The sequence below is a fragment of the Streptomyces sp. NPDC047917 genome, from assembly GCF_043204345.1.
GTDB classification, from domain to species: domain Bacteria; phylum Actinomycetota; class Actinomycetes; order Streptomycetales; family Streptomycetaceae; genus Streptomyces; species Streptomyces sanglieri.
The window spans coordinates 271607-291758 of record NZ_JBIDCA010000004.1; the positions used below are offsets into that span (position 1 = coordinate 271607).

The 20152-nt window shown below is 70.4% G+C and carries 14 protein-coding genes; 8 read left to right on the forward strand and 6 right to left on the reverse strand.

Annotation, left to right across the window (positions count from 1 at the left end; translation table 11 throughout):
* Positions 1–52: 52 nt before the first annotated feature.
* The 3 genes from ACGF8B_RS10990 (at position 53) to ACGF8B_RS11000 (ending at position 11022) form a co-directional block, all read left to right on the forward strand.
* A complete protein-coding gene (locus ACGF8B_RS10990) occupies positions 53–6142 on the forward strand; it encodes a hypothetical protein (protein ID WP_392736865.1) in 6090 nt (2029 codons plus the stop codon).
* A 97-nt stretch (positions 6143–6239) separates the two neighbouring features.
* Positions 6240–6536 (forward strand): hypothetical protein, encoded by a 297-nt coding sequence (locus ACGF8B_RS10995; RefSeq protein WP_342281611.1) that lies wholly within the window; start codon positions 6240–6242, stop codon positions 6534–6536.
* A 97-nt stretch (positions 6537–6633) separates the two neighbouring features.
* Positions 6634–11022, forward strand: a complete 4389-nt coding sequence (locus ACGF8B_RS11000) for an FtsK/SpoIIIE domain-containing protein (RefSeq protein ID WP_392736867.1) — start codon at positions 6634–6636, stop codon at positions 11020–11022.
* Between the two features lie 162 nt (positions 11023–11184).
* Here the strand turns inward: ACGF8B_RS11000 and ACGF8B_RS11005 are convergent, their stop codons facing one another.
* The 3 genes from ACGF8B_RS11005 to ACGF8B_RS11015 all read right to left on the reverse strand — a co-directional run bounded on the left by ACGF8B_RS11005 (position 11185) and on the right by ACGF8B_RS11015 (position 12864).
* A complete protein-coding gene (locus ACGF8B_RS11005; RefSeq protein ID WP_392736869.1) occupies positions 11185–11811 on the reverse strand; it encodes a hypothetical protein in 627 nt (208 codons plus the stop codon).
* Between the two features lie 80 nt (positions 11812–11891).
* A complete protein-coding gene (locus ACGF8B_RS11010) occupies positions 11892–12227 on the reverse strand; it encodes a hypothetical protein (RefSeq protein WP_392736871.1) in 336 nt (111 codons plus the stop codon).
* Positions 12228–12366: 139 nt separating this feature from the next.
* Positions 12367–12864, reverse strand: coding sequence for a hypothetical protein (locus tag ACGF8B_RS11015; RefSeq protein WP_392736873.1), 498 nt, complete (start codon positions 12862–12864; stop codon positions 12367–12369).
* Positions 12865–13068: 204 nt separating this feature from the next.
* On the opposite strand from ACGF8B_RS11015, the gene ACGF8B_RS11020 reads away from it, so the two are divergent.
* From ACGF8B_RS11020 to ACGF8B_RS11040, 5 genes are all read left to right on the forward strand, one after another.
* Positions 13069–13995, forward strand: coding sequence for a CHRD domain-containing protein (locus tag ACGF8B_RS11020; RefSeq protein ID WP_392736875.1), 927 nt, complete (start codon positions 13069–13071; stop codon positions 13993–13995).
* Positions 13996–14082: 87 nt separating this feature from the next.
* Complete coding sequence (locus ACGF8B_RS11025) at positions 14083–15081, forward strand: DUF1996 domain-containing protein (RefSeq protein ID WP_392736876.1); 999 nt, start codon at positions 14083–14085, stop codon at positions 15079–15081.
* 122 nt (positions 15082–15203) lie between these two features.
* Positions 15204–15776, forward strand: coding sequence for a sigma-70 family RNA polymerase sigma factor (locus ACGF8B_RS11030; protein WP_392736878.1), 573 nt, complete (start codon positions 15204–15206; stop codon positions 15774–15776).
* On the forward strand, positions 15773–16492 hold the full coding sequence (locus ACGF8B_RS11035) for an anti-sigma factor family protein (RefSeq protein WP_392736880.1): 720 nt from the start codon (positions 15773–15775) through the stop codon (positions 16490–16492). Before ACGF8B_RS11030 ends, ACGF8B_RS11035 begins: the two co-directional genes overlap by 4 nt.
* A gap of 620 nt (positions 16493–17112) precedes the next feature.
* Positions 17113–18171, forward strand: a complete 1059-nt coding sequence (locus ACGF8B_RS11040; RefSeq protein ID WP_392736882.1) for a zinc-dependent alcohol dehydrogenase family protein — start codon at positions 17113–17115, stop codon at positions 18169–18171.
* 141 nt (positions 18172–18312) lie between these two features.
* On the opposite strand, the gene ACGF8B_RS11045 is transcribed toward ACGF8B_RS11040, so the two are convergent.
* The 3 genes from ACGF8B_RS11045 to ACGF8B_RS11055 all read right to left on the reverse strand — a co-directional run bounded on the left by ACGF8B_RS11045 (position 18313) and on the right by ACGF8B_RS11055 (position 19653).
* The gene (locus tag ACGF8B_RS11045) at positions 18313–18438 is read right to left on the reverse strand and encodes a hypothetical protein (protein ID WP_392736884.1); all 126 of its coding nucleotides are present in this window, start codon (positions 18436–18438) and stop codon (positions 18313–18315) included.
* 502 nt (positions 18439–18940) lie between these two features.
* On the reverse strand, positions 18941–19162 hold the full coding sequence (locus tag ACGF8B_RS11050) for a helix-turn-helix transcriptional regulator (RefSeq protein WP_342281601.1): 222 nt from the start codon (positions 19160–19162) through the stop codon (positions 18941–18943).
* Positions 19162–19653, reverse strand: a complete 492-nt coding sequence (locus ACGF8B_RS11055; protein WP_342281600.1) for a DUF2975 domain-containing protein — start codon at positions 19651–19653, stop codon at positions 19162–19164. Before ACGF8B_RS11055 ends, ACGF8B_RS11050 begins: the two co-directional genes overlap by 1 nt.
* Positions 19654–20152 lie beyond the last annotated feature (499 nt).

The window sequence follows — 20152 nt, forward strand, 5'->3', positions numbered from 1 at the left end:
GACCGCCCCGTTAGGTGGTGCCGAACGAGCGTGCAGCCGAGAGGAGTTGGACATGGCGCGTCGGCATACCACGGGCTGGGAGGTGCTCGGGTTCGGGGAGGACCCGACCCCCGGGAACCCGGAGGCGATCAGAACACTGGCCAGGACCTATCAGGAACTGGGCGACGGGGCGGGCGAGGCGGTCGACCTGCTGCGCGCCGACGGGGCGCTGCGCCGTGGCAAGGGCCAGGCGATGGACGCCCTGAAGACGCGGATCACCAAGGACCTGCCGGGGCTCCTGGAGAAGACCCGGGACTCCTTCCGTACCGCCGCGGGCGCCTACGACGAGTACGCGAACACCCTGACCGACGCCCAGGACCTGCTGGACCGGGCCATCGACCAGGGCGATGAGGTCGCCGCCACCGCGAAGACGGAGGTCCCGGAGCTCGCGGCGGACGCCACTCCGGAACAGGCCGAGACCCGCCAGACACAGCAGGGCGAGGTGAACGCCGCGAAGGAGGCGCTGTCCGCCGCCGAGGAGCTCGGCCGCGCGGCGCAGCGGATGCGCGAGGACGGGTCCAACAAGGCCACGGTCATCCTCGACGAAGCCGCCGAACAGGCCATCCCCGCACGGGACTGGGTGAAGCAGTTCGGTGACTTCCTCGCGGACAACCCGCTGGTGGAGATCATCGCCGGGGTCATCATCGGCATCGTCGCCGTGTTCTTCCCGGTCGTGGGTCTCATCCTGGGCGCGATCCTGTTCGCCGTCTCGGTGATCCGGATGGTGTCGCAGGGCAAGATCGACGCCGGTGAGATCATCATCGGCCTGCTCACCCTCGTGCCCGGTGGTGTGCTGCTCGGCGGGCTCGGGAAGATCGTCGGGGCGGCGGGCAAGCTGGCGAAGTTCGCGCCGTTCCTGGCCAAGGTGGGCAAGGGTGTCGGGACGGCGTCCGGGGCGGTCTCGGCCGCTCTGAAGAACTCGACGTTCGTCCGCAAGATCATCGACCCGCTGGCCAAGGGGCTCGTGGGTCTCAAGGCGTCCCCCGGCCTGGCCCTCGGCGCCAAGTTCGCGATCGATGTGACCACCGAGTTCTCCCTCGGATTCCTGGCGAGCGGGATTACGGCGGCGGTCGACGGGAAGAAGTTCGACGCGGCCTCGGCCGCCACGGGCGCCGCGCTCGGCGCCGCCACGGCCGGTGCCCTCACTTTGTTCGGCGGGACGAAGTTCGCCACCAGCATCAAGGACGCCTTCACCACCAAGGGCAAGTTCAAGAGCAACATCGACAAGGCGTTCTCCGTGAACAGCCTCGGTGTCGTCGACGGCACGTTCAAGCCCAGCAACGTCCTGTTCACCGACACCAAGGGCGCGCAGAAGACCGGCTTCCACGGCATCAACGGCACGACCAAGTCGGACCCCACCACGGGCGAGGTCAAGACGAAGGTCACGACCCCGGACGGCGCGAAGACCGAGACGAAGATCACCCCGCCCGGCCCCAAGGCCGACCAGGTCCAGGCCCCCGACGACCTGCCCTTCGGAGTCCCGGCGCCCCAGACGTCGACGACCACCACGACGCCCGACGGGTTCACCTCGACGACCGCGGACGGCACGAACACCATCAAGAGCCCGGACGGGGACGTCATCACCTCGAACGGCGCCACGACGACGATCGACACCCCGATCCAGGGCCCGACCACGAAGGAGAAGATCTTCGACGGGCTCGGCGGCGAGTTCGCGCCCGCGCACTCCGAGAAGCCCGCGCTCTCCACGGAGCTGGGACCGAACGGCGGCTTCACGACCTCGGGACCGTTCGGCGAGGTCAACAAGGGGCCCGACGGCACCACGACGTTCAGCTCGCCCGGCGGCGACGGCGGTGGTCCCACGCCGGAGTTCACCGTGAACAACAACACGGTCGCCACCCCGAACGGCCTCTCCGTGACCGACAACGTCGGCTCCACGACGGTGGGCGGCGGCGGGCTCAGCGCGGACAACGCGAACGGTGTCAACTCGGTGTTCAACGGCCCCCCGGCGGGCCAGCCGGTGGTGACCCACAACCCCGCCGACGGCAACGTCGACATCAACTTCGGCAACACCACGCTCAACGGCAACGCGGGGAATCCCGGCGGCGGATTCGCCCTGCCGGACGGCACACAGGCCAACGTCGGCAACAACGGAAACGTGAGCGTCGTCAACGGCGACGGCGGCGGCCAGAACGTCAACCTGCCCCCGGCAGGCGCGGGCGGCCCGGTCACCTTCACCGACACCAACGTCAGCACCAGCATCCCGCCGGGCGGCGGCGCCACCATCACCACGCCGGGCGGCGCCGCCACCACGCTCGACAACACGGGGTTCACGGTGAACACCGGCGGCCCCACCCCCGACACGGTGCAGTTCAACGGTCCGGGCAACTCGCTCGACGTGACCCCGCCCGGCGGTCAGCCGCAGGTCTCGGTCGGCCCGGACGGCGGCATCACCACCGGCAACATCACGACCGACGGCGGTGGCGGCGGTACGGCCACCGGCGGCGGGGGGAACGTGGCGTTCTCGCCCGCCGACATCAAGTTCGGCACGCCCGACGGCGGAACGATCGCCGTCAACCCGCAGGGACAGTTCGACCTGAACCCCTCCGGCACCCAGCCGCCGATCACGGTCAACCCGAACGGGGACATCTCCGTGGGCCCGAACGGCGTGGCCCCGGTCACCTTCAACGGCCCCGACGGCACCGCCGTCACCACCAAGCCGGGCGGCGGCCTCGACGTGACGCCGCCCGGCGGCCAGCCACAGGTCTCGGCGGGACCGGACGGCGGCGTCACCGTCAGCGGGATCACCACGGACGGCAACGGCGGCGGTACGGCCGCGGGCCCAGGAGGCAAGGTCGACTTCTCGCCGCTCGACATCAAGTTCAGCGCCCCGGACGGAACGACGTTCACCATCAACCCCAACGGCAAATTCCATGTCGACGGGATCAGCCACGGCGCGGACGGCGTCACCATCGGCGGCTCGACCACGGTCAACAACGACGGCTCGGCGAGCATCGCGCACGGCGACCAGGCGATCGACGTCGCTGCCGACGGCACCATCACGGCCAAGGACGCTCAGGGCAACCCGGTTCCGCCGGCCCTGCCGCAGCCGACCCCCGGAAATCCGGTGAACGCGGGCAACACCACCATCTCCGTGGACAACGGCGGCGGCCACTCGGTCACCGTCCACGGCCCGAACGGCGCCACCGTGACGGTCGGCAACAACGGGACCACGACCGTCAGCAACGGTCCCATCCAGGCGAGTCACGGCCCGAACGGCATCAGCGGCAGCGTGGGCACCGCCAACCCGGTCCAGGTCAGCCAGGGTCCGAACGGTGTGACGACCGTCAGCCAGAACGGTACGTCGGTGAGTACGGGTGGCAACGGCCCGACCACGGTCGCACCGCAGGGCGGTCCCGCCTCGGTCACCGTCAAACCGCCCTCGGGCGGCAACCCCGCCCAGGTCACCACCGCCGACGGCAGCACCACCAGCGTCCACGGCGACGGCACCGTCACCAAGTCCGCGCCCGGCGGAACCGGCACCCAGACGGTCAACACGGGTGGCCCGGACAACACCACGGTGACGGTCGGCAACAACGGCACCACGACCGTCAGCAATGGCCCCATCCAGGCGAGTCACGGCCCGAACGGCACCGGCGGCAGCGTGGGCACCGCCAACCCGGTCCAGGTCAGCCAGGGTCCGAACGGTGTGACGACCGTCAGTCAGAACGGTACGTCGGTGAGTACGGGTGGCAACGGCCCGACCACGGTCGGACCGCAGGGCGGTCCCGCCTCGGTCACCGTCAACCCGGCCGACGGAGGCAACCCGACGCAGGTCACCACCTCCGGCGGCAGCAGCACCACCCTGACGGGGAACGGCGCCCAGACGGACGTCAACGGCAACAACACGGCGAACAGCACGATCAACAACGACGGCACCATCAGCAACAACGCTCCGGCAGGCCCCAACAGCACCGTCGTCACCGGGGCGAACGGCACCACCGCCGCCGACAACAACGGCAACTTCAGCGTGGACAACACCGGCACCGTCACCGACGGCCCGGTCACCATCACCGCCAACACCGACGCCAACAACAACCCCGTGGCCACCTTCACCGACACCTCGGCCGGCGGTGCGCAGGCCGATGTCGGCACCAACGGCGTCAACGCCCAGGGCGTCAACACCACGGTCAACCCGGGCGGCGATGTCACCGTCACGCACAGCCAGGCACCCGGCGGTCCGCCCACGACCGTCAACTCGGGCGCCGACGGCACGATCACCGCACAGACCCCCGACGGGGCCGAGGCGAAGGTGCCGCCGCCCCCGAACGCCGTTGGCGGCGGACCGGTGCCCGCACCGGCCCCGAGCACGATCACGAACAACAACGGCGCCACCATCTCGTCGGACGGACAGACCACCACATTCACCAGCGACGGGTTCACGACCACCATCGGCAACGACGGCACCGGCCCGGCCACCACCACCGTCCACCACGACTCCGGCGTCAGCCACACCGTCGACAACAACGGCCAGGCCACGGTCGGCAACTCGCCGAGCGGCGCCGGCATCACCGGCACCAACACCCAGGTGACGGTGAACACCCCGCAGCAGGAGGGCTGGGGCCTGTTCGGCTCACCGGAGATGACCGGCGGCCAGAACACCCTGTCCAACGGCCCGGCCGGACCCACGATCACCACACACGGCGCCGACCCGGTCCACGAGCCCGGCAGCACCGTCGTGCACGGCCCGAACCCGGGCGGACCCGACGGCGAGTTCTCCGTCACGTACGGGCCGGCCACCGGCACCTTCGCCCCCGGCGGTGTCACCGGCCTCGGCCCCTCCGGCACCCACGTCGACCCGGTCACCAACCTTCCGATCGACACGGCGGGCAACCCCATCGGCAACAACCCCGGCAACACCACCATCAGCACCGTCACCGGCGACGGCAACAGCGGCATCACCGTGCCCACGCCCGGTGGCGGCCCCGTCGTCCAGCACGACGGCTTCTACGGCGGCAACACCAGCGTCGACACCAACAACACCAGCATCGGCAAGAGCCCCGGCGACGTGGAGAACGCCGGTACGCCGGGCCAGAAGTCCGACATCCTGGACGGCCCGCACAACCCCTACAACCGCGGCCCCGCGCCGGGCCCCGAGACCTTCACGGTCGGCGGCAACGGCGGCGGTCCCTCCGCGGACATCCCGGTCGGCGGCAAGGGCGCCTCCACCGTCCACGGCGGCCCGTTCGACGTGAAGGCCAACGGCAACGGCAGCTTCGACGTGTCCGTGCCCGGCAGCAACCAGCCCGGCGACACGGTCACCGTCGGACCGGACGGCAGCCTCACCGGGCCCGGTGTGGCTCAGGCGCAACCCGGAGCAGGACAGGAGGGGCCCGCCGGGCCCCCGCTGGTCACCTTCAGCAACAACACCACCGTCACCGGCGGGCAGGGCGCGGCGCCGGTCGTCACCCCCGAGGGCGGCGGGGCCACCACCACCTTCGCCAACGGCGGCGCCACCACCACCGACCAGGCGGGGAACGTCACCATCACGCAGAACCCGGACGGCACCACCACGTTCAGCAACAACGCGGGCGGCGAGAACACCACCTTCACCGTCACCGAGGACGGCGTGGAAGGCACCGTCACCACGACCGACAACAACGGCAACCCGGCCACGTTCGACGTCAAGGTCAACAACAACGGCTCCGCGCAGGTGAAGGACGCCAACGGCAAGACCCTCACCGAGGTCGACGCCAACGGCTCCTTCAACGAGCAGCACACCCCGATCCACGACTACCACGCCTACGCGGGCGGCCCCACCTCCGTAACCGAGCTCCACGAATACGGCTACGAGGCCCTCACCAGCATCCTCAAGGGCGCCGTCGGCCAGGCCGTCAGCGTCGGCTACGAGGTGGGCGCCAAGGGAGCCGACGCGCAGACCACCCTGGAGAACGCGGGCATCAAACTCGGCTACGGCGTGGGCAATTCGCTGGCCGGCAAGAAGGTCGAGAACGACCACGGATTCAAGACCAAGGGCCCCGAGGTGCCGCTCTCCTCGCTCCCCACGAAAACCATCGGCGCCGTCAACTCCAACCAGGACACCGAATTGGCGAATCCGCCGGAAGAAGTACCCATCAAGGTCTGAACCGAATGACCCCACCCGTCGTGTGTAGGGCGCGGGTCCACGAACGGTCCATGAAATACCCATCCGCATCACCGACTTGGAAACAGGAGAAATTCCGATGGCCGATTACATCGTCAACGACGAGAAGACCAGCGCCGCCGCCTCGCAGACCATGAACGAGTACGAGATCGCGGTCGCCCAGCTCAACAAGATCAAGTCCGACCTGGACGCCCTCACCGCCGACGGCTACAACACCCCGTCGGCCAAGAACGACTTCCAGCCCTTCGTGCAGGAGTACACGGACAACTACGGCAAGGTCACCGAGGGCCTCACCGGCATCTCCGAGTACATCAAGAAGTACGGCGAGGGCATGACCCAGTTCGACTCCGAGATGGGTGGCAGCCTCCGCAAGTGACCCCTCCCGGACATCGGCCGGGCCGGCCCCCTCCCCGGTCCGGCCCGGCCGATGTCCCGCACAGCCTGGTGACCCCCGTGCCCAAGGAGCACTGACGATGCGTCTGACCGTCACCGCCGTCGACCCGGAGCAGGGTCAGACCGCGGACATCATGATCGAGGCCGACCCCGCGGCCCCCGCGGGCGAACTCGCCGAGCAACTGCACCGGCGGCTGCGCGGCGGCACCCCGGACACCCCGCCCGTCCTGTACCACGGGGCCACCCCGCTCCCCGCCGACCAGCCGATGGCCGCCGCCGCCCTGCGCTCGGGCAGCCTGCTGTCCCTGGACGCTCCCGCACCCGAGGCGGGCCCGGAGCCGGACGGCGTCGTGGAACTGCGCGGCATCGGCGGCGCCGACGCCGGGCTGGTTTTCCGGCTGTCGCCCGGCGACTACGAGATCGGCTCCGCCGCGTCCTGCCGCATCCAGCTCCGAGCCGAAGGGCTCGCGAAGACCGCGGCGCGCCTGAAGGTGCACGCCGACGGCACCGCGACCGTACGCTCGGTCGACCAGGACGGCGTCACACGGGACGGCACCGAGGCGCGGGACTGGACGGACTGGCCGCTCGGCGGCGTCCTCACCGTCGGCCCGGCCCTGCTCGAACTGGCCGCGCCCTCCGTGCCCGACGCCGCCCTCCAGCCCTCCGACGACGGCGTGGGGCTCGACTACAACCGGCCGCCCCGGCTGCTGCCCCCGCCCGTCAACAACCGCTTCCAACTCCCCGTACCACCAGGCAAACCCACCCGCAACAAGCTCCAGTTCGTGCTGATCTTCGCACCGTTGATGATGGCGAGCGTCTCGTTCGTCATCTTCAACAACCCCAGGTTCCTGATCTTCGGTGTCCTCTCCCCGGTCGTCGCCCTCATTTCCCAGTTCTCCAACAAGCGCCGCGGCAAAGAGAGTTACGAGGACCAGCTCAAGGAGTACGAGGAGAAGAAGGCCGTCCTGGAACAGGACGTGGACGAGGCGGTGCTCGCCGAACAGCACGCCCGGCGCCTCGCCGCCCCGGACCCGGCGTCGGCCCTCCTGATCGCCACCGGCCCACGTCAGCGGCTGTGGGAGCGCCGCTGGCGCGACGACGACTTCCTGCTGATGCGGCTCGGCGTCGCCGACCGCCCCGCCTACGTGGAGCTCCAGGACCCCGCCGAGCCGGAACACCGCCGCCGGGTCGACCGCACCACGCACTCCGTGCCCGTGACCGTGCCGCTGCGCGCCTCGGGCGTCATGGGCGTCGCCGGAGGCGACATCGCCGAGCCGCTGGTGCGCTGGCTGATCGCCCAGGCCGCCGTCCTGCACAGCCCCTCCGACCTGCGGATCTGCGTACTGTCCGGCACCGGCGGCGCGGACCGCTGGTCCTGGGTGCACTGGCTGCCGCACTGCGCGCCGCTCGGCGAGGACACCATCTCCCTGGTCGGCGCGAGCGCCGAGTCCGTGGGCCGCCGCATCGCGGAACTCACCACCGTGATCGCCGCCCGGCAGCAGGCCGGCGACCGGGCGCCGCGCGGCGGTGCCGTGGGCGAACCCGATGTCCTGGTCGTCCTCGACGGCGCCCGCAGGCTGCGCTCCTTGCCCGGCGTCATCCAGATCCTCCGCGACGGACCGGCCGTCGGCGTGTACGCGCTGTGCGTGGACGACGAGGCCCGGCTCCTGCCCGAGGAGTGCCGCGCCGTGGCCGTGGCCGGGCCGAAGTGGCTGCGTGCCGAGCAGGACAGCGCCGACCCCGTCGACGAGGTCCGCATGGACGCGCCGACCCGCTCCTGGTGCGTGGGCGTGGCCCGCGCGCTCGCGCCGATCCGCGACGTGGGCGAGGACGCCGACGAGAACCTGCTGCCCGCCTCCGCCCGGCTCCTCGACGTACTCGGTCTCGAACCGCCCACCCCCGACGCCGTCGCCGCGCGCTGGGTGATCGCCGCCCGCAGCACCCGAGCCGTGCTCGGCGAGGGCGTGGACGGTCCGTTCGCCGTCGACCTGGCCGCCGACGGGCCGCACGGCCTGATCGCGGGCACCACCGGATCCGGCAAGTCCGAACTGCTCCAGTCCCTGGTGGCGAGCCTCGCCGTCGCCAACCGGCCGGACGAGCTGAACTTCGTCCTCGTCGACTACAAGGGCGGCAGTGCCTTCGCCGAGTGCGAGGACCTGCCGCACACCGTCGGCATGGTCACCGACCTGGACACCCACCTCGTGGGGCGGGCCCTGGTCTCCCTCGGCGCCGAACTGAAGCGGCGCGAGCACATCCTCGCCGAGGCCGGGGCCAAGGACATCGACGACTACACCGACAAGCGCACCCGCCGCCCCGAGCTCGCCGCCATGGCCCGGCTCGTCCTCGTCATCGACGAGTTCGCGTCGATGGTGCGCGAACTCCCCGACTTCGTCTCCGGACTCGTCAACATCGCCCAGCGGGGCCGCTCCCTCGGCATTCACCTGATTCTCGCCACCCAACGGCCCTCCGGCGCCGTCACCGCCGACATCCGCGCCAACACCAACCTGCGGATCGCGCTGCGCACCACCGACACCGGCGAGAGCCGCGACATCATCGACGCCCCCGACTCCGGGCAGCTCTCGCCCCGCACCCCCGGCCGCGCCCACGCCAGGCTCGGCCACGCGGCGCTGCTGCCGTTCCAGACCGGCCGGATCGGCGGCCGCCGCCTCGACGCCTCGGACACGGACGAGGAACGCCCGGCGCCGATGCTCACCGAACTCCACTGGGAGGCCCTCGGCGCCCCGATACCCAGGCCGGACGCCCAGAAGGACGCGTTCCAGCCGGTCACCGACCTGTCGGTGCTGGTCGCGGCGGTACGCGACGCGGCCACCCGGCTCTCCGTACCGCCCGCCCGCCGCCCGTGGCTGCCCCCGCTGCCCGACACCCTCACCCTCACCGACCTGCCCACGCCCCCCGAGGCGTCCGACGACGGCCGGCTCGCCCCGGTGGCCTACGGCCTCGTGGACGTACCCACCGAGCAGACCCAGCGTCAACTCGCCTTCGGCCCCGACGAGATGGGCCATCTGTACATCGTCGGCTCACCGCGCAGCGGCCGGTCCCAGACGCTGCGCACCCTCGCCGCCGCTCTCGCCGGCGCGCACCGCTGCGCCGACGTCCACCTGTACGGACTCGACTGCGGCAACGGAGCCCTCCAGGCCCTCAGTGGACTGCCGCACTGCGGTGCCGTGGTGGACCGGGGACAGGTCGAGCGGGTGGCCCGCCTCCTGAACCGCCTGGCCGCCGAGGTCGGGCGGCGCCGCGAACTCCTCGGCAGGCGGGGCGTCGCCGACCTCACCGAGCTGCGCCGCGCCCTGCCCGAGGCGGAGCGGCCCCCGCACATCCTGCTGCTCGTCGACCGGTTCGAGGCGTTCGAGCGGGACTTCGCCAACTACGACCAGGGCAGCCTGATGGACGCCATGACCCTCCTGATGCGCGAGGGCGCGAGCGTCGGCGTGCATCTGGTGCTGTCCGGCGACCGCATCCTCGGCCAGAGCCGGTTCTCCGCCTCCACCGAGGACAAGCTCGTCCTGCGCCTCAACGACCGCTCCGACTACTCCATGGTGGGCCTCAACGCCCGCAATGTCCCCGAGGACCTCCCGGCCGGCCGCGGTGTCCTCGCCAGGGACACCAACAGCGCCCAGGTCGCGTTGATCCCCGGCACCGACGGCACCGACGCCACCGGCGCGGGCCAGGCCCAGGCACTCGGCGCACTCGCCGAACGGGTCGCGGAACGCGACGCCGACGTACCCGCCGAGCGCAGGCCGTTCCGCGTGGACGTCCTGCCCGACGAACTGGACTTCGCGGACGCCCTCGCCCGCAAGCCGCGGAACACCTCCCCACTGTGGGCGATGATCGGCGTCGGCGGCGACGAACTCGCCGCCATCGGAACCGACTTGTCACAGGTGCCGTCCTTCGTGGTCGCCGGTCCGCCGAGGTCGGGCCGCAGTACGGTGCTGCTCGCCATGGCGAAGTCGCTGACCGATGCCGGCACGAAGATCGTGGTGATCGCGCCGCGCAATTCGCCGCTGCGCGGCCTCGCCGGACAGCCCGGCGTCGTGGAGGTCTTCACCGACGCAGACGTCGCGGTCGCCGACTTCCGCGCCGCACTCGGCAAGGTGGACAGCCCCGCCGGAGCCATCCTCGTCGACGACGCGGAAATGATGATCAACTCCGAGCTCGACACCGACTTCGTCGCGCTCGCCCGCGGCAGCGCCGGGGACGGCTGGGGCCTGATCGTGGCCGGGAACAACGAGGCACTGCTCGGCGGCATCGGCGGCTGGCAGGCAGCCGTACGCCGCAACCGGTGCGGCGCCCTGCTCGCGCCCCGCCTGATGGGCGACGGCGAACTCGTCGGCGCCCGTCTGCCACGTGGCCTGATGGGCCAGGACAGCGAACCCGGCCGCGCCCATCTGCAGCTCGGCGACGGCCGCTTCACCACGGTCCGCGTGCCCGCCACGACGGTGGACTGACCGGCAGTACGGCGTACCGCACCACGGAGCAAGGCCGGAAGGCCTCCGCTCCCCTCCGGCCACCGGGGGGAGCGGAGGCCTTCCGGCCTTGGGCACACACGAAGAAGAGGGCCCGGCCGTTCCTCCCAGGAACGGCCGGGCCCTGTGCGAGGCCGGCGTCGGTCAGGTGGCCGCCGCGCCGGCGGCCACCGGCGCCTCCTCACCGAAGGCGAACGTCGAGGTGATGGCGTCGAAGAGGTCGCACAGCGGCTCGGCAAGCGGAATGTTCGGGCTGAAGCAGGTGATGATCAGGACCCGCTCACCACCGGGAACCGGCACGAACGTGTGCGTCACCACCATCTTGTACGAGATGCCGTCGGCGATCTCCGTCTCCTCGATGCCGCTCATCCGGCCGACCGGACCGACACCCGGCAGCGTCGCCGTCGTGAGGGTCCGGGTGGTGCCCTCGCGGCGGCGGCCCCCGGTGGCCGAGAACTGTTCGGCGATGCCCTTGGCGGAGAAGTCCTCACCGGGCGGCGGATTCACGCTGAACACCATCAGCCCCGCCATCAGCAGGCCGTCCTCGTACATGGCGGTGGTGCCCGCCGCATAGACGGCGCCGCGCATGCGGGCGCCCTCCATGATGCGCCGCGCGCTGCGGAACGTGTGGTTGATGGCGTCCCGGGTCTCCTTCTGCGGAGCGTGCCGCAGCATCTCGGCGCGGCGCTCGGCGAGCGTGTCGCCGTGCAGGTCGTACTCCGTCCAGTTCTCCGGGATGGCGATCCCGAAGGTGTGCGAACCAGTGGTCATGGGACCGTTCTCCTCAGTTCGTTCCGGGGCCGGGCCCGTGTCGGGCCAGGCGGACAGGGGGAAGCGATGAGGCCGTCGTCCTAGGACGACGGCCGGGCGGCGCCCCCGGCGGGTGTTGCGTCGCCGCCACTGCCCTGGCTGCCGCTTTCCTTGAGCGAAGAGCCCATCTTGGTGTCGAATTCGGCGAAGGCCTTCACGATGGCGTCGCAGCCGTCCTTGAGGTCCTTGCTGTTCCGCTTGACCTGCACGCGCCCGTCCTTCCACGCGTCGTCGAAGTTCGTACCGGGGCGCACCAGCGGCGGGCCGACGTCCTCGGGGTTGTAGCCCGACGGCCGGGTGTCGATGAGCTCCACCACCCGGCCCAGCAGTTCACCGAGACGTTGCACCTCGTCTCCCGGCATCTCTATCTCGGCCAAGGCTCCTCCCTCGTACGCGTCGTCCGGCGGGCGTGTCCCGCCCCGCTCCACACGACCGTGGACGCGGAACGGTTCAACGACCCGCCGGAGCAAGGGCGTACGGGACACGGAGCGGCACGGGACCGGGCCGCGGAGACGGTCACGCGGACTTGCGGACCAGCTTCCCGTCGGGCGACACGGCGAACCACTCGCCGTCCAGGCCCTGCCCGTTGACATCACCGGGCGCCATGTCGCCGACGTAGTAGTACAGCGGCCAGTCCCCGTACGTGACCTGCACGGCACCCCCCGACTGCTTCGCCTCGCGCAGCAGCGACTTCTCGACGCCCTTGCCCGCGGAGGCAGGGGAGGGGCTGGTCAGCGCTGGCCACACGGCGATGCACTCCGCGTCGCAGTTGCTGGTGGCCTCCTTGTCCTTGGTGAAGGCGTACAGGGTGCGGCCCTGGCCGTCGACCAGGATGGAGCCGAGCCCGACATCCGTCACGGAGACCTCGGTGCCGGGCGCCGCCCTGCCGGGCACTGCCTTGCCCGGCGCCTTGTGGCCGCCGGTGCTGCTGCCGGTGCCGCCGTCGCTCCCGGCACCGCAGGCGACAAGTGCCAGGGCCAGCGGGATCGCGAACAGAGCCTTGCGTGCGCGCATGGTGATGACCTCTCGTACGTCGTGAAAAGCGGCGGGGCGATTTCCCCGTGGCCCACACGTGCAGCCCGCCGTACGGGTTCAGCGAACGCCGCCCTCTCGGCGGCCGGCCCGCCGAATCACGAGCGGCGTTGAACCGGTTCGGCCGTCCGTCCGTTGATCGACGCGAAGGGCCCTGGAAGCCCAACTCCCGGAAGGACGAAAGACATGCGCAGGCTCACTGTCACGGCGGGCGTCGCCGTGCTCGTCGCCGGTCTCACCGGTTTCGCCGGTACGGCCCCGGCATCGGCCGAGGACGACCCCGGCGCCCGGGTCTCGACGGCCGCCGCCGAAGCGGCTCGGGCGCCGGCCGTCTCCCTGATCGCCCGGCTCACCGGTGACCAGGGAGTGCAGAAGAAGGACGGGCCCGCCGAGGACGGCAAGGCCGTCGCGCTCATCAAGGTCAAGGGCGACCGCGTCACCTTCGCCCTCACCTGGAACGGCATCGGCAGGCCGGCGCGCGCCCATCTCCACCAGGGCCGGGCCGGCCGTGACGGCGGGGTGAAGGCCGAGCTGTTCGGCACGGCCATGCCCGCCTCGGTGAATTCCGCCGCCGGGCAGACCTCGATGTCCTCCGCCGCGCTCGCCCGGCGGCTGCGCACCGACCCCGGCGGCTTCTACATCGACCTGCACTCCAAAAAGTCCCCCGGCGGCACGGTGCGCGGACAGCTACGGCTCCTGGACAAGCCGGTGAACCCGCTCAGCATCATCAGGGGCGGCAAGTTGCGCGCGCTCGCGGACGGCGGCCAGGAGATCCCGGCCGACGACGCCGGAAAGGCGGGCGACCCGGACGGGCACAGCACCACGTTCCTGCACCCGAGGCCGGACCGCGTCGACTACTCCATGGCCTGGGTGAACATCGGGGCGCCGCTGGCCGGACACATCCACGAGGGGGTGCTCGGCGAGAACGGCGACGTACGGCTCCCGCTGTTCGTCACTCCCGTACCGAAGAACGTCTTCGCGATCTCCGGCAGCGTCAGCACCCCCGACGCCGAGCTGATCGCACGCCTCAAGGGGAGCCCGACCAGCTTCTACTCGGACGTGCACACCCGTGAGTTCCCCGACGGCGCCGTACGGGGGCAGTTGTTCCTCTGACGTTCGCCGGAAGGGAGTTGATGGAGGTTTGGCGGGCGGATTGCGGGCAATCTTGCCTGCCCCGGTCACTGGTGCCAGTCTGCTTCCGTGCGGATCAAGCTGCCCTTCTCCCACTCCCGCCTGCTCTGGGGGATTCTTCCCCTGACGCTCGGGCTGGTCGTGTTCCTCGGCGTCATGACACTCGGCGCCGACGGGGCCGCCAGGGTGTCCAACGCGCCCGCTGACAGCAAGTATGTGGACATCGGAACCGTTGCGCCGACCCAGAGGGCCGCTGCCGGACCCGACGCATCCACCGGCTCGTACACCGTCGACTGCGGCCGCAACGAACAGGGCCACTACAACATGGACAACGTCGTGACCTCCCCGGGCGTCGTGAACGGCGCCCACCACACCCACGACTACGTCGGCAATCTCTCCACCAACGCCTTGTCCACCGACCGGACTCTGGCCGCCGCCGAGACCACCTGTGCGGGCGGCGACCGGTCCACTTACTACTGGCCGGTGCTGCGCCGCCTCGACCGCACCGGCGAGGCCCACAAGGCCGGCGTCGGCGCCCACGGCAACACCGGTGAGGCCGTCACCGCCTCCTCGGTGCGGGTGGAGTTCCGTGGCAACCCGGTCAGCTCGGTCGTCGGCATGCCCCGCTTCCTGCGGCTGATGACGGGCGACCCGGTCGCGGCCACCACGGACAGCATGAACGTCCGTGCACAGTGGGGCTGTTCCGGCTACCCGGACCGGTTCACCCGGAACTACGCACGCTGCCCGCAGGGCAGCGGACCGACCCGCACCCTGGACTTCCCGAGCTGCTGGAACGGCCTCGCCACCGACAGCCCCGACCACCGCGCGCACACACCGTTCCCCGCCGCCGACGGCGCCTGCCCACGGGCCACGTTCCCCGTTCCGCAACTGCGCGTCACCCTCACCTATGAGCTCCCGGAGGGCACGCCGTTCGCCGTCGACTCCTTCCCGGAGCAGCTGCGCGACCCGATCACCGACCACGCGATGTTCGTGAACGTGATGACCGGGGACCGCATGGCGGAGCTGGTGCGCTGCATCAACGAGGACCGGCAGTGCAAGGCGGGGTGACCAGGACCCCTCGCACAACCCCCGACCGACCTGTGACTTGTCGCACATCTGCCGGGAATTGAACCGCCCCGGCCCGCCGTCCGTGTTCAGCGCATCGGCCCAGGAGAGGACGGAGAAGATGGATGGCGGCATTGTGGTCCCGCAGCCGGCAGAGACAGGACAACGGTGACGAGGCACTGATCCGGTCCCTCTACGAGGAACACGGCAGAGCCCTGCTCGCGTACGCGCAACGCCTGACCGGCGATCGCAGCGCCGCCGAGGACGTGGTCCAGGAAACCCTGATCCGGGCCTGGAAACATCCGGACGCGCTGGTCAACGGCAAGGGCTCGGTACGTGGTTGGCTGCTCACCGTGGCCCGCAACATCATCACGGACCGGTACCGGGCCAAGGCCGCGCGCCCCACGGAGGTCGCCGAGTCGGTGACCACCCAGCCCGTCGAGCAGGACCACGCGGACGCCGTGGTCGACTCGATGGTCGTCATGGAGGCGCTCGACCGGCTCTCCCCGGACCACCGGGACGTACTCATGGAAATCTACTTCCAGGGCAGGAGCGTCGCCGAGGCGGCGAACAGACTCGGGATACCACCCGGGACGGTCAAGTCCCGGTCACACTATGCATTGAAGGCCCTGCGGGACATGTACGCGGACAGACCGACGGCAGTGAAGCTGGTGGCGTTGAAGGGGGTGGCGGTGTGAGCACCAGGGAACACGACAGCGAACTGCTCGGCGCCTATGTCCTCGGCGCGCTCGATGAGCAGGAGGTGCGAACCATCGACGAACACACGGCTTCGTGCCAGAAGTGCCGCGACGAACTGGACGGGCTGCGGGAGATGGAGTCCGCGCTCGGCGAAATGCCCCCGGAGGCGTTCCTCGACGGGCCCCCGGAAGGCGGTGACCTGCTGCTCCAGCGCACGCTGAGGCAGGTCCGCAACGAACGCGCCGGGCAGACGCTGCGGCGAAGAGCGGTCCTGGGCGCGGTCGCGGCGGTCGCAGCGGGCGCCGTGCTCGGTGGCGGCATACTGATCGGACAGAACACGGGCGACGGCCGCGCCCTGGAGGCCCGCCCGCCAGCACCCTCGGTCACGGCCACCGCGCCGGCCACGCCCCCGGGGAGCGTGAAGGTCGTCGAGGGCCACAGCACCAGAACCGGCAGCGAGATGCGCCTGAAGGTGACGCCGGCAGTCGACTGGATCCGCCTCAATGCCTCGGTCACCGGCATCCCGGCGGGAGAGCGCTGCCGCATCGTGGTTGTGGCGAAGGGCGGCAAGCGCGAGATCGCCGGCAGCTGGCTGGTCGCCAACAAAGAGAAGGGGGCGAACCTCGACGGCTCGGCAGCCGTCCCCCTGGACGACGTCGAGAAGGTCGTGGTCGAGAACGACAAGGGCAAGGAGTACGTACAGGTCAGGATCTGAGCACGCGCCGGGCCCGCACAGCCCATGCCCTTGCCGCGCCGCGGACGTACCCGGGGTGTGGGGCCACCACACCCCGGGTACGCCCACGGCCGACGCGACCGCCCGGCCTGGTGCCGGCAGGAGCGCGGCAGTGGGGGCGGTGCGCTCGTCGTCAGGGTCCGGAGGGCGGTCACGGCGGCCACCCCCACGGAGGCGCCGGTCACGATGCGCCAGATCCCGGCCCAGGCTCCGCCGCCGAGTCCGATGCGGTCCAGCAGGAGGAAGCTGAGCATGGCGCCCGGCGGGTGTCCGGCGACATGGGCGGGCCAGTTGCCCGGCGGCGAACGACGGGCTGCTCACCGAGGCCCGGTTGTACGCGGGCACCACCAAAGAGCGCGACCCGATCGACGGTCTCCGGCCGTATCCCTCGGCGGCCTGCTGAGCACCTGAACCGGCGCGGCTGGCATTCGCGCCACGCTTCGTCGTCCGTCGCCGGGAATCTTGCCGGGGCCGGGCGTAGCGTGAAGGAAGGGTCCGAAGCCTGGGAGCCGACGAGGGCCGACGCCAGCATCGTTCTTTTCCAGAAAGCCTGCCGGGTTCCTCGGGCGCTGAGGGACGAGAGGACACTCATGCCTCAATTCATGCGTGCGCTCGTAGCCGGAAAGGTCGGCGAGCCTGCCGACGTTCTGCGGCTGGAGTCCCGGCCCGTTCCCACTCCGAATGCCGGTCAGGCGTTGATCCGTGTGAAGGCGACTCCGATTCACGCCAGTGATCTGCACGTGCTGCGTGGCCGCTACGGTTTCTCCCCCGAGTTTCCCACCGTTGGGGGGCACATGGAATGCGTCGGCCGTATTGAGGCCCTGGGCCCGGATACCGAGGGCCCGGAGATCGGCGAGCGTGTGGTGGCCGCTGCGGTCCCGGCGGTCCCCGGGCCCCATGTGGCCGGCACTTGGCAGGAGTATCTTGTTGCCGATACACGAAGGCTTCTGCCGGTCCCTGACCGTCTGAGCGACTCCAGCGCCTGTCAACTCGCCGTGAACCCGTTGACCTCGCTGCTCCTCGTCACGCACGAACTCGACGTACAGCCCGGTGAATGGTTGTTGCAGACGGCCGCGGGCTCCACCGTCGGCCGGCTCGTCATTCAGCTGTCCAGGCATCTGGGTATTCGCACGATCAATGTCGTGCGGCGGCGCGATGCCGTCGAGGAGATCAAAGCGCTCGGTGGTGACGGGGTCATTTGCACCAAGGACGAGGACCTGTTGCAACGTGTGGCTGAGATAGCGGGACCGGTCGGCGTGCGTAAGGCCATCGACTGTGTCGCGGGCCCCGTGGGTGCCCAGGTGTCCCAGGCTTTGGCTCCCGGAGGAGAGGTCGTGGTCTACGGCGCGCTCTCCACCCATCGGCAGACCGACCCGGCAGCACTGACGATCCCGCTGCAGGCACGCTCGGTCATCTACGAGACCAAAGCAGTCCGCGGCTTCTGGCTGAACCGCTGGTTCGGCACTGCCTCACCTGAGGAAGTACTGCGCGCGCTGTCCCAGGTTCGAAGTCTCGTCGCTGATGAAGTGCTGAGCATCCCCCAAGGCCGGCCGTTCCCGCTCGAACGCTTCACTGAAGCCATCTCGCTCGCCGAAGCACCCGCACACGGCACCAAACCACTCTTCGTCTTCGAAGAAGGCCGGGACGAAGACGACAGGTAGGAAGCGGCTGTGCCGGTACTGGCGGCGGGCAAGGCTGCCAACCCGCGGCGCCACCCAGCTCGGGCAGACCCACCCCTCGGTCAGCCGGGCAGGGGCACCGAACCAGGACTTCGCCGCAGTCGCGTGCCGTCCGATTCGTGATCACGTGAGTCCGAGAAGGATGAGCGGCCGGCCGGCGTCGCGGGCGTTGTGCCGGAGGCCGGCGGCGATGCTGCTCTTCCCGGCGAGGCGAAGAGCACTGGCGGCGAGGTTGCGCCAGGTCGCCATGGCGCCGGGTGCTGAGCCGGTCGCAGCTGGGAAGCCTCCTCGGCGATCGTCGTGCTGCCTGCAGCGGAATCTGCTTCCAGGGAAGGGATTTGATCTGCTTGTAGAGCTTCCTGTGAAGCCTCTTCTGGTTCCGTTTCACGATCACGATGTACTGCGTCGCCGTCGATGCGGCCCAGCAGCCGACGCACCGCCGACTCCGCCGGCAGGCACCGATTCGGGAACGGCGGATCGGTCCGTACGCCGAGACGCTCCAAGGACGGACGACGGGGCGTCGGTGATCCACTCACCCACCGCCGACAGAAAGACCGCTCCGGCCGGGAACGCGCACGCGGACAGCGCAAGCATGACGACCAGAGCGTGCCGTACGCCGCGTGGATCGCGAGGGCCGGGCACCTCGGCAGGACGCTCCAGCCGGCCCGGGATGTCTCCGGGTACGCCCGGGACGCTCGCGAAGTTGGTCAAAGGCAAGCGGGATCGGCGATGACGCGTCGGCAGGCACGGTTCATTCGCCCGCGGTGTCCTCGGCCTCCCAGCGAAGCAGATCGCCTGGCTGGCACTGGAGCACCTCGCAGAGTGCTGCGAGCGTCGTAAAGCGCACCGCCTTGGCGCGGCCGTTCTTGAGTACCGCCAGGTTGGCGGGCGTGATCCCTACGCGGTCTGAGAGTTCGCCCACGGACATCTTCCGCCTGGCCAGCATCACGTCGATGTCGACGGCGATCGGCATCAGATCACCTCGTCCAACTCGGCCTGCATCTGCGCCGCTTCGACATCGCGGGCGACGGCCTGGGCGAGCAGCGTCCGCAGTACGAGCACGATGAGCGCGACCCCCAGGATGGCCACGCCAATCCCGCCCATGATGAGAGTGACGCCCGGGTCTTCCCGCTGGCCGGGCGCATTCACGGCCGTGACCGCGAACCACACGAGGGCAGCCGCGACGATCGCGCCGATGATGACGTCCACGTACCGGAAGGCGGCGTGGGAGAACACAGTTCCGCGCCGCACCATCGCCACCAGTCGCCATACGCAGACCAGGGCGACCTGAGCCGTCCCGATGCCCAGGATCGTGATCACGCGCAGTGCGGTCAGCGGGAGCGACCCGTCCTCCGGATCGTTTCCGCTGACCAACGCCCACACCATCAATGCCTGTACGAACACGGTGCCGGTGAGCACCACCACGAGCACGGTGCGCAGCGCGCGCACGGTCAGCTTTCCCATGACTCATCCTTCCATCGAAATACGATGGAAATCTATCGAATATCGATATGTGAAGCAAGGGCTGAGCCGAAGGGCGAATTCATACCCTGGTGGGACGCCCCCCTCCCGCGACCGGCGAGATGCGAAAGTTTTCGATCTTGCCGAAGTCGACCTCACTCAGTCACAGACCGGACGCCGTGCGACTACGCCGAAGCCTCCGGCACCAGGCCGCTGTGGGCGATCAGGTTCGGCTCATCGAACGCGGCCGGGACCGGGATCAGATCGAGAGGGGTAACGATGGACGACCCATGGACTGAGCGGGAATCCGGCGTGGACTCCGGTCGCTCTGCTCGCGCCCGAGCAGCGCGCTCGGCTCGGGGCGATCGGTTCGGACCTGGAGGAGCAGCCCGAAGCCGATCGACGCAGCGGCCCCGCACCCGGTTTGCGGGCCGCTGCGAGGGGACCGATCCTGAAGGAAAGGCATGCCGACCGATCGTGTGGACCGAGCACAAGGGCTGCG